Annotated in this window: 18 protein-coding genes and 1 rRNA gene; 9 read left to right on the top strand and 10 right to left on the bottom strand. The window is 42.4% G+C overall.

The window, feature by feature from the left end:
- Positions 1-82 precede the first annotated feature (82 nt).
- On the top strand, positions 83-571 hold the full coding sequence (locus tag JOC33_RS13525) for a metallophosphoesterase family protein (RefSeq protein ID WP_205093036.1): 489 nt from the start codon (positions 83-85) through the stop codon (positions 569-571).
- Between the two features lie 133 nt (positions 572-704).
- Complete coding sequence (locus tag JOC33_RS13530) at positions 705-977, top strand: hypothetical protein (protein WP_205093037.1); 273 nt, start codon at positions 705-707, stop codon at positions 975-977.
- A 45-nt stretch (positions 978-1,022) separates the two neighbouring features.
- On the opposite strand, the gene JOC33_RS13535 is transcribed toward JOC33_RS13530, so the two are convergent.
- The 9 genes from JOC33_RS13535 to JOC33_RS13575 form a co-directional block, all read right to left on the bottom strand.
- Positions 1,023-1,250 (bottom strand): cytochrome C oxidase subunit IV family protein, encoded by a 228-nt coding sequence (locus tag JOC33_RS13535; RefSeq protein WP_205093038.1) that lies wholly within the window; start codon positions 1,248-1,250, stop codon positions 1,023-1,025.
- Between the two features lie 43 nt (positions 1,251-1,293).
- Positions 1,294-1,659 (bottom strand): cytochrome aa3 quinol oxidase subunit IV, encoded by a 366-nt coding sequence (gene qoxD, locus JOC33_RS13540; protein ID WP_205093039.1) that lies wholly within the window; start codon positions 1,657-1,659, stop codon positions 1,294-1,296.
- A complete protein-coding gene (qoxC, locus tag JOC33_RS13545; protein WP_205093040.1) occupies positions 1,660-2,265 on the bottom strand; it encodes a cytochrome aa3 quinol oxidase subunit III in 606 nt (201 codons plus the stop codon).
- Position 2,266: 1 nt separating this feature from the next.
- Complete coding sequence (gene qoxB, locus JOC33_RS13550) at positions 2,267-4,204, bottom strand: cytochrome aa3 quinol oxidase subunit I (protein WP_205093041.1); 1,938 nt, start codon at positions 4,202-4,204, stop codon at positions 2,267-2,269.
- Between the two features lie 26 nt (positions 4,205-4,230).
- On the bottom strand, positions 4,231-5,193 hold the full coding sequence (gene qoxA / locus JOC33_RS13555; protein WP_205093042.1) for a cytochrome aa3 quinol oxidase subunit II: 963 nt from the start codon (positions 5,191-5,193) through the stop codon (positions 4,231-4,233).
- Positions 5,194-5,467: 274 nt separating this feature from the next.
- On the bottom strand, positions 5,468-6,538 hold the full coding sequence (locus JOC33_RS13560) for an FUSC family protein (RefSeq protein WP_205093043.1): 1,071 nt from the start codon (positions 6,536-6,538) through the stop codon (positions 5,468-5,470).
- Positions 6,539-6,967: 429 nt separating this feature from the next.
- The gene (locus JOC33_RS13565; RefSeq protein WP_205093044.1) at positions 6,968-8,260 is read right to left on the bottom strand and encodes a glutamate-1-semialdehyde 2,1-aminomutase; all 1,293 of its coding nucleotides are present in this window, start codon (positions 8,258-8,260) and stop codon (positions 6,968-6,970) included.
- A gap of 156 nt (positions 8,261-8,416) precedes the next feature.
- On the bottom strand, positions 8,417-8,515 hold the full coding sequence (locus JOC33_RS13570) for a YjcZ family sporulation protein (RefSeq protein WP_205093045.1): 99 nt from the start codon (positions 8,513-8,515) through the stop codon (positions 8,417-8,419).
- A 109-nt stretch (positions 8,516-8,624) separates the two neighbouring features.
- Positions 8,625-9,320 carry a response regulator transcription factor gene (locus JOC33_RS13575; protein WP_205093046.1) on the bottom strand — a complete coding sequence of 232 codons (696 nt, stop codon included), beginning with the start codon at positions 9,318-9,320 and terminating at the stop codon, positions 8,625-8,627.
- Positions 9,321-9,535: 215 nt separating this feature from the next.
- Here JOC33_RS13575 and JOC33_RS13580 point away from each other — a divergent pair, with 215 nt between their 5' ends.
- From JOC33_RS13580 to perR, 5 genes are all read left to right on the top strand, one after another.
- Entirely contained in the window at positions 9,536-9,946 is a 411-nt protein-coding gene (locus JOC33_RS13580; protein WP_205093047.1) for a potassium channel family protein, read from the top strand.
- A gap of 63 nt (positions 9,947-10,009) precedes the next feature.
- Complete coding sequence (bcp, locus tag JOC33_RS13585) at positions 10,010-10,480, top strand: thioredoxin-dependent thiol peroxidase (protein ID WP_205093048.1); 471 nt, start codon at positions 10,010-10,012, stop codon at positions 10,478-10,480.
- A 220-nt stretch (positions 10,481-10,700) separates the two neighbouring features.
- A complete protein-coding gene (locus tag JOC33_RS13590) occupies positions 10,701-11,675 on the top strand; it encodes a D-2-hydroxyacid dehydrogenase (protein WP_338054522.1) in 975 nt (324 codons plus the stop codon).
- Between the two features lie 2 nt (positions 11,676-11,677).
- Positions 11,678-12,235: a cob(I)yrinic acid a,c-diamide adenosyltransferase gene (locus JOC33_RS13595; RefSeq protein WP_205093049.1), complete on the top strand. Its 558-nt coding sequence runs from the start codon at positions 11,678-11,680 to the stop codon at positions 12,233-12,235.
- A gap of 124 nt (positions 12,236-12,359) precedes the next feature.
- Positions 12,360-12,803: a peroxide-responsive transcriptional repressor PerR gene (gene perR, locus JOC33_RS13600; protein WP_205093050.1), complete on the top strand. Its 444-nt coding sequence runs from the start codon at positions 12,360-12,362 to the stop codon at positions 12,801-12,803.
- A 53-nt stretch (positions 12,804-12,856) separates the two neighbouring features.
- Here the strand turns inward: perR and JOC33_RS13605 are convergent, their stop codons facing one another.
- Positions 12,857-13,237: a YgzB family protein gene (locus JOC33_RS13605; RefSeq protein WP_205093051.1), complete on the bottom strand. Its 381-nt coding sequence runs from the start codon at positions 13,235-13,237 to the stop codon at positions 12,857-12,859.
- Between the two features lie 137 nt (positions 13,238-13,374).
- Between JOC33_RS13605 and JOC33_RS13610 the strand changes: the two genes are divergently transcribed.
- Positions 13,375-14,244 (top strand): nucleotidyltransferase-like protein, encoded by an 870-nt coding sequence (locus JOC33_RS13610; RefSeq protein WP_205093052.1) that lies wholly within the window; start codon positions 13,375-13,377, stop codon positions 14,242-14,244.
- A gap of 322 nt (positions 14,245-14,566) precedes the next feature.
- A 16S ribosomal RNA gene (locus JOC33_RS13615) occupies positions 14,567-14,632 on the top strand; the annotation flags it as partial.

A 14,632-nucleotide genomic window follows, 5' to 3' on the forward strand; every position in this document is an offset into this window, starting at 1 on the left:
TCATACGGTATTGTGAATGTTTCGCTATGAATGCTTAAGGTAACTATTTCAAAAAAACTTCAAAAGAGGAAAGGAAGAGCATATGAAAGTAATAGTAGTGTCCGACACCCATATGCCTAAAAAGGGAAAAAAATTTCCGAACCGTTTTATCTCAGAGCTCGCCAATGCAGACCTGATCATTCATGCAGGTGACTGGCAGACAATAGAAGTTTACGAAGAATTATCGCGGTACGGTAAAGTGGCCGGAGTTTACGGTAATGTAGACAATCAGGATATTATCGTTGTTACAGAAGAAAAAAAACTTATTGAATTGGAAGGCTTTACTATCGGTGTGGTCCATGGTCATGGGGAAAAGAAGACGACGGAAAAGCGAGCTTTGGATGCTTTTACAGAAGAAGAGGTGGATTGCATCATATTCGGGCATTCCCATATACCGTTACTCCGTTATTTTAAAAAGACCCTTTTGTTCAATCCAGGTTCTCTGACAGATAAGCGGAAACTGCCTTATTTTTCTTTTGGAATCCTCTATATCGAAAAAGACATAAGGGCTGAACATGTGTTTTTTCAATGATAGGAATAAACTATAGCCAAAATAAGGAAAGTTTTTGTGAACTTTTTGTGTCAATTATTCGAACGATTTGTTACAATAATAAAAAAGAAGCGCTTACAAGAAAAAGCATCTTAAAAGGAGTGAAGTGCATCCCATGGGTATCATCATCATGTTTATGTTATTGGCAACTGTGACCCCATTCATCTTTTTGTATCTGAAACGAACAGTGCTGGCCGTAGTGCAGTCGATTCTGCTGGTAGGTATGTGGGTATATTTCTTTGAGGTTGCATTTGCAACTGCTCCGGCAGCTTTCACAGTAACCTGGACAATGTTTTATTTATGTCTGATAGTAGCGGAAGTAGCCTGGGTGATGTTCATCATCAGTCTTGTTAAACACCCTGCGGAATTTAATAAGAGTTTTCAATAATATAAATAATCAGCCCTTTTCCAAATTAGGAAAAGGGCTGATTTACTATTTTGATTGCTTAGATTGTAGAAAGAACAATTGCAGGATAGCCTGTGAAAAAGAGAAAATCGCTATGATAACCAGTAGTGGTTTAGGAGAATAGCCTGAATGGAATGTACCCCAAACAGATAAAGCTGTCAATATGATACATAGGGTGAAACCAAGGACATGCTTCCATGGTAAATGGCCTTCTCCCCTGTAAAATTCCGTTCTTACGTGGTTATTTTCATCCATATTATATCACCATCCTGCATTATAATGATTCTTTAGATTTGAATCAGTGGCCGCCGTGCTGTTGTTCTTCTTCCTGGTGTGTGCCCATATCATCTTTGCCAGGGTGATGATCGAATCCCCAAGACATGGTGAACAAGGAACCGGCCACAATAATTGCTGCCAGTACAAAGCCGTGGAACATCATATTCCATGGAACATGACCATTTCGGCTTTCCGATTCGGTCATATGCATGAACATGAACAACTGGATTCCTGCCTGGATGACTGCCAGGGTCAATATACCGGCGATAATCCATTTGACTGGCAGGTTGGACCCCAGCGCAGCCCATGCAGCTAGCAGCGTTAAAACAATCGATAACACAAAACCAATAATATGCTGTACAGGGATACTTTTAGAGTGTTCTGCCATTTAAACCACCATCCCTATCAAATAAACACTTGTGAAGATAAAGATCCAGACGACATCAAGAAAGTGCCAGTACAGACTGATGATGAACATTTTCCTGCTTGTTACTGGAGTCAGTCCACGTTTCGCTATCTGAATGAGCAGGAGTACTGCCCAGCCGATTCCGAGGGTAACGTGCAAGCCGTGAGTTCCGGTCAGTGTAAAGAATGCTGACCAGAATGCGCTTGACTGCATAGTAGCTCCCTCGTGGACATAATGCACGAATTCATATATTTCAAAACCGAGGAACCCTGCACCAAGTGCCAGTGTAATGACCATCCAGATGATTAAGGCTTTTACAGAACCTTTCCTCATTTGGTGTACGGCGATTCCGCAGGTGAAACTGCTTGTTAACAATAGGAAGGTCATAACCAGTACGATTCCCGGCTCAAACAGATGCCCTGGAGTTGGAGCGTCTACAGTACGACCAAACAGAACCGCATAGGTTGCAAATAAGGTGGAGAACAACACGATTTCGGCTGCCAGGAAAATCCAAAACCCCATGATGCTCATTTGGCCTTCCTGGGTACGATATTCTAATGGGCCAGTTTTTAATTCATGTGCACTCATGTTATAACCCCCTTGCTTTGCGCTCAATACGCTTGATTTCATCAACTTCTACATAATAACCTTCATCGTAATCGAAAGAACGGACAATCATCATGATCAGGCCGCCAGCAAGTCCAAGAATCGCAAGCGGAATCCATTCAAACACAAGGGCAAAGCTTGCGATAAACAAGAAGCCCATCATAATAAATGGCTGTCCTGTGTAGCTTGGCATGTGAATCGGTTCCAGCCTTTCTTCATCGTAAGTGGTTTCGCCTTTTTCCTTCATAGCTAAAAATGCATCATATTTATCGACATAGGGTACGGTTGCAAAGTTGTAATATGGAACCGGGGTAGGAGTTGCCCATTCGAGCGTCCGCCCATCCCATGAGTCCCCTGTCTTTTCACGTTCACTATAACGGTAGCTGTAATAAATGTTGAATACAAAAATGGCAAAGCCGGCACCCATTCCAAATGCTCCAACCGTAGAAATGATGTTAAGCGGCAGCCATTCTGCTATATTGGTGATGAAAATTCTTCGCGGCATTCCATCCAGCCCAAGGAAATATTGCGGGAAGAAGCAGACATGGAATCCAATGACGAAGAACCAGAAGCTCCACTTGCCGAGCCGTTCGTTCAGCTTGTGACCGAACATTTTCGGATACCAGAATACAAGGCCCGCAAAGCAGGCGAATACTGTACCTGCAATCAAAACGTAGTGGAAGTGGGCAACCAAGAAGTACGAGTTATGGAACTGGTAATCGGCTGCGGCCATTCCAAGCATAACCCCGGTTACACCGCCAATGACGAAGCTCGGTATGAATGCCAGTGCCCACATCATTGCTACAGAAAATTTGATTTTTGCTTTATAAAGTGTGGCCAGCCAGTTGAATATTTTCACACCGGTAGGTACAGCGATCAGCATGGTGGAAATAGAGAATACAGAGTTAACAAACGCCCCCGCTCCCATGGTAAAGAAGTGGTGGACCCAGACCAGGAAGCTGAGACCGGCTATCAAAATCATGGACCATACCATCGCGTTGTAACCGAAAAGACGTTTTTTCGCGAAAGTAGCGATAACCTCTGAAAAAATACCGAATGCTGGGAGAATTACGATATATACTTCCGGATGGCCCCACATCCAGAACAGGTTGGCCCACATCATCGGCAGGCCTTCTCCCGTTAAGGTGAAGAATTGGGAACCAAAAATACGGTCAATGGTCATCAGCGCAAGTGCGACTGTCAAAATCGGAAAAGCGAATACGATGATGAAACATGTGACCAGCGTCGACCAGGTAAATATCGGCATCTGGAACAATTTCATCCCTGGTGCTCTCATTTTCAATATGGTTACCATCAAGTTAATACCTGTGGCTAAAGTACCGATACCTGACAACTGAAGACCAAGCAGGTAAAAGTTCTGCCCTGGTCCAGGACTCATCGCTGCCCCGGCTAAAGGAGTGTAGCTTGTCCACCCCGCATCAGGGGAACCCCCGATGACAAAGGAAATATTGAAGAGCATTGCACCGAACATGAACGACCAGAAGCTAAGTGCGTTCACATAAGGAAAGGCAAAGTCTCGTGCTCCAATCTGTAATGGAACAATAATATTCATTAAACCGATCAAAAACGGCATAGCCATAAAAATGATCATGACAGTACCGTGTGTGGTGAATATTTCATCATAATGCTGCGCGTCAAGGAAGTTCATATCCGGGAACGCCAATTGCACCCGCATCATGAGGGCATCAACGCCGCCTCGGAACAACATGGCTAAGGCAGCAAGAATGTACATAATACCTATTTTTTTATGGTCAACGGTGGTAAGCCACTCACGCCACAGCCATCCCCATTTTTTAAAGTAAGTCAACAGGAAAAGTGCGGCACTGGTTACAAGTGCTATGGAAACCATACCAGCATATATAAGTGGTTCCCCTGTTACAAAAAATTCATCTAATCGCATGTTTGTTCACCTGCTCTCTCAGAGCACTATTCGTGCCCTTCGTTTTTGTTCGAATGTCCGTCCGCTTTATCCTGCAGCATCTCATTATCTAAATGTAAATGCTCTTCGTAGGCCTCTTCATGTCGTTTGATGGCATAGTCACGTCCATCATTCGTACCGTGATGAACCCATTCCAGGTGTGTAGAGGAAAAAGCTGTCTTCCCGGTAAGACCAGGTTTCAGCAGTGCATTGTATTTATCTTGCGTAAGCTCAGGCGCGGAAGCTTGTGTTTCTTTTACCCAGTCCTTAAATTCCTTCGGGCTTTCCGCATGAACCTTAAAGGTCTGGGCAGCGAATCCTTCTCCGTTGAAGTTAGAGTTACGACCGTCATACACACCCTGCTCATCTGCCTGCAGATATAAGATATTTTCCATGCCAGCCATGTTATATTTCTGCCCGCCCAGCGCTGGAATCCATAATGCTGCCATTGAATCGGCAGAAGATAAACGGAATTCGATGGCACGGTCTGTTGGGATATGGAGATAGTTTACTGTCTCAATGCCTTGTTCCGGATAGCTGAAGAACCACTTCCAGTCTGCAGATGTCGCATAAACAACCAGAGGTTCTTTCTCTTCCGATGACACCGGAGGTTTTTCAAGGTCAAACAGCGTTTCTACTGTAGGAACTGAAAGAGCAATAACAATAATCAATGGTATTACAGTCCAAATGACTTCAATTGTTGTATTGCCATGTAGATTCGGGTCATAGTCCTTGTCATTGCGATTGGCGCGATCTCTGTATTTCACGACAACATACGTGAATACGGCAAACACGACTACAACAATGCCAAGCATGAACCAAAGTGAAAAAATGATAAGGTCTTTCTGACTTTCCGCAACCGGACCTTTGGGGTCAAGGACAGTTATTCCACTGCATCCGCTCAAAAATAAAACAAGGCTGAGTGGCAGCAAAGCCAGCCATCTATGAAAACGATGCTTGTTGGATTTCATGGGGTTCACACTCCTATCAAATCAATGTAAGTACTGTACGTATAGTGCAATTAATGCTTACGGTGTGGATGATTATAGCAAAAATACTCGAATTCTGGGGGCGATTCACTAATTTGTCAAAGATCATTCACTTCTTTTTTAAATTTCCGCCACATTTCGTTCACATTTATAGCTAAGATTGGCAATAGAGGCAGAGAGAGGGAGCAGAAATGAAAAAAAGACAAGCCTGGATCGGCTCATCTTTAAAGGGAAGAATTCAATTTTTATGGGAATTTCATTTATGCTCGAACATATTTCTGTGGCTGTCATAATGGAAACGCTGGTAGCTTTGCAGCAGGCTTTTAAGATGTTCAAGGTGGTAATGATATTCCATCAGCTGGGATGCAAGCGGCAGTAATACAAGGTTGTCCGGATTGCGATTCCCTTCGTACATTGTGATGAGATTTTCCACGAGCATTGGTATATCCGGTTCAGATATTTCCCTGAGGGATTCTTTATGTGTCTTTTTAATTCTGCCCATAAGACTTAGCAGCAGTTTTTCATGGGCATGGATGACTTTGTCCAGCTCTTGAACCAGATTATCCTGAAATGCAGAGGGAATATGCTCAATTTTGTCTTCAAGCCGATTGAAAGCCTTCAGGACATCCAGTGATTTCTTAGTAGTTGCAATCAGTTGCCGGAACATGACCAGTTTCCTCGCTTTTGCAAAGCGTTCTTTCTTTCTGTAGACCCGCTCTTCCAGATAGAGTAGATAAGTCTGGTCGATTTTGCGAATTTCATTTTGCAGCCGGTTCAGTTCTGTCTTAAGGGCGGGTTCGTCTGAAATGTGCCGTATTGTGATTCGCAGCCATTGCAGGATATCACTGGTACTCCGGTCAATCTGCTTGAATAAGTTTGTTTCATATTTAGGAGGTACAAAAACCATATTAACCACGAATGCTGATAGGATACCTACCATCAGGGAAGCAAATCGAGCAGCAGCATAGGGGAGAAAATCCTTTTCTGTGGGATCCATTAACACAATGACGGCTACGACAGCAAAAACAATCGTATTCTCGTTCATTCTCAATTTAGTCATTAAAGCAATGACAAGGATAATAGAGAATCCGATGACAAAAGGACCATTTCCCAATGTATAGACAATAGTAACTGCTAAGAGTGCGCCGATAAAATTCGCCTGGAATTGCTCCAATACTGTCTGATAGGACTTGTAAATAGACGGCTGAATGGAGAAAGCAGCCGCAATTGCTGCGATGACAGGGGTTATCATTCCAGTCATTGTCGCTATGTAAATAGCAACAGCTACAGCAAGTCCGGTTTTCATCATTCGTGCACCAAGTTTCATTCACAATCCCCCCTCTGTCAGAGGTATCATTTTACCATAATTTTCTGCTAAGCCATAGAAAAAGCCGGTCATTTCATTCGGGGTTATTGAAAAAATCCATAAAGCAGCTGTTAAAGCTGGTTGTTTCTCACGACCCGCTTGCCGGCGGATGCTTGCCGCAGGCTCGGCCTTAGCTTACTTGATCAAGAAGACCACTTGAACAAGTGGATCTTCGGCTCGTGCTGTTCCCTCAGGCGTAGCCGCCGATTGCTCATCAAGGAATCAAATAGGATATAAACATAAATCTTATAACTTCAACAACTATTAATATTAAACAGAAAACGGTCTGTGTGGACGAAAAACTCCTTACAGACCGTTTTTTTGGATTATACCTTTTTAAATCTTCTGTTTTTAAGTGGTCTCTTTCATTACGCGCGTTACATGCTGTGTTTATTCCTTCATTAGTTTAAATGCGTGGTTGACTGCTGAAATGGTGGTATCGATATCTTCTTCTGTATGAGCTGTAGTCAGAAACCATGCTTCATATTTGGAAGGTGCAAGGTTGATGCCTTGTGCAAGCATCAACTTGAAAAAGCGGGCAAACAGCTCTCCATCCGTGCTTTCCGCCTGCTCATAATTTTCGATTTTTTCCTTAGTGAAATATAAAGTAAGTGCTCCTTTGAGGCGATTCACCGAAACGGGTATACCGTGCTCCTCCGCACTTTCTATTATTCCTTTTTCAAGCTTTGCCCCGAGCCTGTCCAATTCCTCATAGACACCATCCTGGCTTAATACTTCCAGACAGGCAATGCCTGCTGCCATAGAGGCAGGATTTCCGGACATGGTGCCTGCCTGGTATGCTGGGCCTAATGGGGCAACCTGCTCCATGATGTCTGCCCTTCCGCCATATGCTCCAATTGGAAGGCCGCCCCCAATGATTTTTCCCATCGCAGTCATATCAGGTTCAATGTCCAGGAGCTGCTGTGCACTGCCATAGGTGAAGCGGAAGGCCGTAATTACTTCATCATAAATGACCAATGCTCCGCTATTATGGGCGAGATCATTCACTTGCTGTAAAAAGCCGGGCTTCGGTTCTACGATTCCAAAGTTACCAACGATCGGCTCGACAAGTACACCTGCAATTTCATCTCCCCAGCGGTCCATCGCTTCCTTGAATGGTTCGATATCATTGAAAGGAACGGTTATAACGTCCTTAGCGATGGACGCCGGTACACCTGCAGAATCTGGTGTGCCGAGCGTTGATGGGCCTGACCCTGCTGCGACCAGTACAAGATCGGAATGGCCGTGATAGCAGCCCGCAAATTTAATGATTTTATTCCTTCCTGTGTAAGCCCTCGCAACTCTGATTGTAGTCATTACGGCTTCAGTCCCGGAATTTACAAACCTGACTTTATCCATGGAAGGAATGGCATCTTTCAGCATTTTGGCAAATTTATTTTCAAGTGGGGTTGGTGTGCCGTAGAGGACACCATGGTGAGCCGCATGAGTGATCGCTTCAGAAATATGAGGGTGGGCATGTCCAGTAATAATTGGCCCATAAGCCCCTAGGTAATCAATGTATTGGTTACCATCCACGTCCCAGAAATATGCCCCTTTACCATGTTCCATATAAACGGATGCCCCTCCGCCCACAGCTTTATAGGAACGAGATGGGGAATTCACTCCGCCAACGATATGCTTTTGTGCTTCTTCATGTAATTGTTCTGATTTGGTAAAGTTCATGTATAAACCTCCTAAGCTAGCATTCTTTTCCTATTGTAGCATGAGGGAGCAACTCTTTTCCTAGGTGAGCTAAACTATAGATCCAGTCTGTAAATATAATAAAAACTTCCCGCCTTAAGTTGTAGCGGGAAGTTTTTTGAGGTGGTTTGTCAAATATTAGTAGACATATGCTGCACCGACAATGATCAAAAGGATGAACAACACAACAATCAACGCGAAGTTTTTGCCGTAACCGTATCCGCCGCCGTAACCCATTCATTCCACCCCCCTGTTAACCGTTTGTAATATCATATGTGGGGGCTGCTGTTTTGGAATGTGCATTCGTCACATTTGGGGGAAGGGTTGGATATCGGGCATAGATGTTTTAGTCGGTTCTCACCGGGATAAATTGATAACCTTCCCCTCGAACGGTAAGGATAGCTTTATGAATGCCGAGTTTGGACAGCTTCTTTCTTACACGAGTGACATTGACGGATAACGTATTTGCGTCTACTTCATTTTGGCTTTCCCAAAGAAGCTCGATCAGATCCTTTCTGGAAAGCACCAGGTTAGGCCGGCGCAGAAATTCTTTCATTAATATAAATTCTTTTTTCGTCAACGTCTGGGACTTTCCATCATATTTTAAAACCATCGTATTTAAATCAAGTTCTATCCCTTCGCATATTAATGTATTACTGGGCTTCTCTTCTTTATTTTCCCCATAAACCCTGTTTAGGTTATTAGTTAGTTTCGATAGAACAACATTAAGCTTCAGTGGTTTCATCAAATAGTCATCGCCGCCATTTTCAATAGCCGTTACCTGATCAATTACCGTATATTTATCTGAAAGAAAAATAATCGGGCATATTGACAACGTTCTGATTTGTCTTGCCCAATAATATCCATTTGATTTTGGAAGGCTCACACTAATCAGCACAAGGTGGGGAGCAAAATTCAAAAATTCCTGCCTGATGTTATCAAAATCTTTTGTCAGGTACGTATCAAACCCATGACTCTGGAGGAAATCTGACAGCAAGAAGGCTGTCTTACGATCATCCTCGATAATGTATATCCTTTTCATGAAGGTCACCTTATTTCATGTATTATATGTATATATTATCCACTACTAAAGTTACATACATCTCCTAACATGCTTAGTAACAGGAATAATCCTTTTTATTATCGGTTATTCGCCCGTAATTATAAGAGAACTTTTAAAAGTAAATGGTTAGGGGTGTTATCCAAAAGTCTTCACACATATACATGTACTAGTCTGTACGTGTTGGAGAGGATATTATGGTAGAAACAATCATATTGTTATTGATCCTCTTTATTATTGGAGTCAGTTTAATTTCTTTCTTTCGCCAGATTGTATCGGAAGAGCATCATTTTTCTTTGGCGGTATTTTTCGGATTACTCATATTATATACAATTATATTGTGCGGATTTGGACTGATCTATTTAATTTTATCTTTAAATGGTGTCATGCTGCTTGAAGGGGAAGCTTTACAGGAAGCCTACTTACTCGAAAGAATCGGACAAGCGATCTATTTCAGTGGAGTTACCTTGCTTACCGTTGGGTATGGGGATATTATTCCTGTAGGCTGGGGAAGGCCGCTTGCGCTTTTAGAGTCATTGATCGGATATATCATTCCGGCGGCACTTTTTGTAAAGGTCTTCATTGAAGCAAAGCAGTACTCGGAGTGATCGTGGAAATCCTGTAGTGTTTCCTGTAATCTAGTTATAGAACATTTTACAGGAGGGATTCATTTGAGTATCGAAGTTGGCAAACAAGCACCAGATTTTGAATTGAAGGCAAGCAACGGGGAAGAGGTGAAACTCTCTGACTATCGTGGGAAAAACGTCGTACTGTATTTTTATCCGAAGGACATGACTCCTGGCTGTACGACAGAAGCTTGCGATTTTCGTGACCAGCATGCGAATTTCTCTGATCTTGATGCAGTGATTTTGGGGGTCAGTCCAGACCCTGTCGAACGTCATGAAAAATTTATTGCTAAACATGAGCTGCCGTTTTTGCTTCTTGCCGATGAAGACCATAAGGTTGCCGAGGAGTATGGCGTGTGGAAACTGAAAAAGAATTTCGGGAAAGAATATTATGGTATTGAACGTTCGACCTTCATTATCGACAAGGAAGGGAATCTAGCGAAGGAATACCGGAAAGTTCGCGTTAAAGGTCATGTAGAGGCTGCTCTGGAATATATTCGCGAAGAATTGTCCTGATTAAAGGAAAAATTTGTTTTATATGGGTGAAACGGCTATACAAACGACCCTATTCGGAATAAAGTAAAGTATCAACCGAAAACCTCCCCTTTACATGAGACACCACTCGAAGTGGTGTCTTTTTTTTTTACACACCCCGGGACATCCAGATAATGGATGTCCCGGGGTGCATCTGATTGTAGTATTTGGCTTTAATAGGCTAAAATGGAGGAAAGATGTTATGAAGGGGGCAGAGAAAGGCATGTTAGTATTATCAGCTATTAAAAATATGAAAGAAGATATTCGAGCCAGGCTGGAAGCGGATTACCCGGAAATTGATTTCATTTTCAGCTATGGAATCGAGGAAGCGAAAGAGCACCTTCCAGAGGCAGAGGTTTTTATTACATATGGGGAAGATCTCAATGATGAACTGATAAAACAGGCGAAGAACCTGAAATGGATTATGGTGATATCAGCAGGGCTGGATCAAATGCCGTTCAGGCAAATTGAAGAGCAGGGGATTTTAGTTACGAATGCACGCGGTATCCACGCTGTTCCGATGGCGGAATATGCGTTTTCCATGCTGCTTCAGGTTTACAGGCAAGCTAAGAAACTATTTGAGTTTGAAAAAGAGCATAGCTGGCAGCGGAAACTGCCGATGGAAGAGATCTCCGGGAAAACGATGGCAATCGTGGGGACAGGAGCCATCGGACAGGAAGTGGCACGGATTGCCAAAGCGTTTCACATGGAAACGCTGGGGGTATCGAAAACTGGAAACGACAAGCCTTATTTTGATAAAACATATGAAAATGCTGCCCTCACAAATGTGATCAGTAACGCTGATTTTGTAGTATCTGTCCTTCCAAGTACTTCGGAAACAAGAGAACTGTTCCAGGACGAGCATTTTAAAGCTATGCCAACTCATGCCGTCTTTTTGAACATGGGCAGAGGGGACCTAGTTAAATCAGAAACAATATTGAATGCAGTAAGAGCCGGAGAAATCGCCCATGTTGTTCTGGATGTATTTGAAGAAGAACCATTGCCAAGAGATCACCCTTTCTGGGATGAAGAAAACGTGACGATCACCCCTCATTTGTCAGGTTCCTCCTCTCAGTACCAGTATCGGGCATTTGAAATATTTTTTGATAATCTGGAAAAATATCTTCAGGGAGAAAAGGATTACATCAATAAAATCGATCCAAAACGGGGGTATTAACTATGCGTATCTATACACGTTCAGGAGACAAAGGTACCACGTCATTGATATACGGGGACAGAGTAGCAAAAAATGATATCCGTGTGGATGCTTATGGAACATGTGACGAAGCGAATTCCATGATCGGTCTGGCGATGAGTCATTTAAAAGAAGAGGATTGGGAAGGAAAAGAAGATTTTGCTGCATTCATGAGAAAAATACAGACGATTCTCTTTCATGTCGGTGCAGAACTCGCTACGCCGAAAGGAAAAGAAGTAACATGGCAGCTAAAAGAAGACCATATCAAAGAGCTTGAAGCCCATATCGATAAATGGGAGGAAGACCTCACTCCGCTAAAGAACTTCATTTTGCCATCAGGTCATGAGGCGTCCGCTTCCTTCCATGTTGCCCGAACAGTAGTAAGGAGGGCTGAACGAACAGCTGTGGCGATTGGAGATGAATTAAGCAACAAACTGGTGGTTTCGTATTTAAACAGGCTGTCTGACCTTTTGTTTGTTGCCGCCCGTTATGTCAATCACCATGTCGGTGGGGATGAGATTCCATTGAAAGCGGATGTATGATGTATAGAAAAGCTGCATGTAATTATACTTATATTGACAATGTTAACGGGAACAAGTTAAACTAATTATAAAGATTCTTATTTAATAATATTCTAAAAACAATAATCAATTGAAAGCGAGGTGCATGGCGGTGTCAGAAAAACGGCTTCAAGAAGCGATTGTGACATTAAAGGATTCTGGTGTGCGAATTACACCTCAACGTCATGCGGTGCTTGAATATTTAATGAATTCTATGACTCACCCGACAGCTGATGAAATTTATAAAGCGCTGGAAGGGAAATTTCCGAATATGAGTGTTGCCACAGTATACAATAACCTGAGAGTATTCCGTGAAATTGGTCTTGTAAGAGAATTGACTTACGGTGATTCTTCCAGCCGCTTCGATTGTAATACAACGGAACATTACCACGCGATATGTAATTCATGTGGCAAAATCGTGGATTTTCACTACCCAACCCTTGATGAAGTTGAATCGTTGGCTGAGCAGGTGACTGGATTTAATGTAAGTCATCATCGCATGGAAGTATATGGTACGTGTGACGAATGTCAGTCTAAAAATGCACATTAATCTTAGACCCAAAACAGCCGCCTTCTGGTAAGTACAGATTGGCGGCTGTTTTTTTACTGCTCAGATTGGCGAGCTTCCTGTTTTTGATAACGTTTGGAATTATATTTTTCGTCAAACTCTTTTCCTTCAAGAGACTTATCAAGCGTGAGCGGCTGTTTGCAATGCATACATGCATCGACCCTGCCAAGCATTTTCGTGGGCTTTTCACAATTTGGGCAAATGATTTGAATCGTTTTCGTGGAAAGCATACCTATCCAGAAATAAACAACAGTGCTTAATCCGACGCACATTATTCCAAGAATCATGAACAATATCATGACCCATTCAACCTGTTTGAACAATAAACCAACATACATGACAGCAAATCCAATGAAAACAAGCGATAGTGCGAATGTACGGATCTTATTGATCTTACTGCTATATTTTAAAGCCAATGGCGTCCCTCCTTATCACTTTCAAATGGTAGTATAGCATATTTTTAATATTCAATTGGATAAGAAAAGAGGATTTTGTATAAATGTATCGAATAATTTGTTGTGACTAAACTATAAAATCAGCTGGGGGAAATATAATGGAAGATCTACTGCGTCCCATTTATCAAGAGCGTGCCAGTCATCCTAATACATTGGGTGTCCTCATATTGGAAAAGAAAAAGCCGATCAGTCCCGTAACCGATAACTTTGATGTTATATTGTTCATCGTCGTCCAGCAGGCCGAGGATCCATGGTACGTCAAACATTATGAATTTGAAAATAAAACAGCAGCCATGCATATTGTAGATGAAGAGTTACTGATGGAATGGATTGATACCAGCTCCTATCGAAGAGCAGTCGAGTGGCTGATTAATGGAAATATTGTATATGATCGTAACGAATATTTGCACAATCTAAAAGATAAGCTGCGTGAATTTCCTCAGGAAGCCAGGGACCTCAAAAAAGTAATCGAATTTGCTAAACTTATCAGAAGCTATACAGAATCAAAAGACCTGTTTGAATCTGATCAGAATATGGATGCATTCAGCCGGATGGTCCACTCTTTACATTATCTAGGGAGATTAGCCATCATCGAAAAAGGATTCCATCCTGAAGTCACTGTCTGGAACCAGGTAAGGAGAATAGAACCGGAAGTATACAAGCTATACGAAGAACTGACGCAAAGTAATGAACCTATCGACAAACGAGTACAACTCATGCTGCTTGCTGTCGAGCATGCTATCAGCATCCGGGCCTCAAACAGTGCAAAGCATTTACTGGAACTAATGCGTACTAAAAAAGGTGCCTGGTCGTTCGGAGATTTGAAGGTTCATCCGGAAGTTAAGCTATATGCGCTTGATTTATCGGCTATGATTGAATATCTGACAGAGAAGGAACTTATTGAAGTGGAATTACAGGAAACAAAAGGTCCGGAGATTTACCACCGTACATATAAGGTGAAGGAATAATATCTCTTCATATCCTCTTTCCATCCCTCTAAATGGAGAGAGGATTTTTTATATAAAAGCTATTGACGCTCCAAAAATACCATGATATATTATTAAACGTCGCGTTAAGAGAAGGCGACAGACAAAGAAATTATCACTAAAAAGTTGTTGACTTATGAACAGCATCGTGATATATTAGTTAAGTCGCTATTTTGAGCGGCGGACAAACAATTGATCTTTGAAAACTGAACGAACCAACCAGTACGTCAATTCGATTTCTTCATTATATGAGGAAATCAAACAACGCACGAATGAGTGCACAATGAGCAAGTCAAACTTTACTTTTATGGAGAGTTTGATCCTGGCTCAGGACGAACGCTGGCGGCGTGCCTAATACATGCAAGTCGAG

It is taken from the genome of Thalassobacillus pellis, assembly GCF_016908295.1.
Taxonomy (GTDB): Bacteria; Bacillota; Bacilli; order Bacillales; family Halobacillaceae; genus Thalassobacillus; species Thalassobacillus pellis.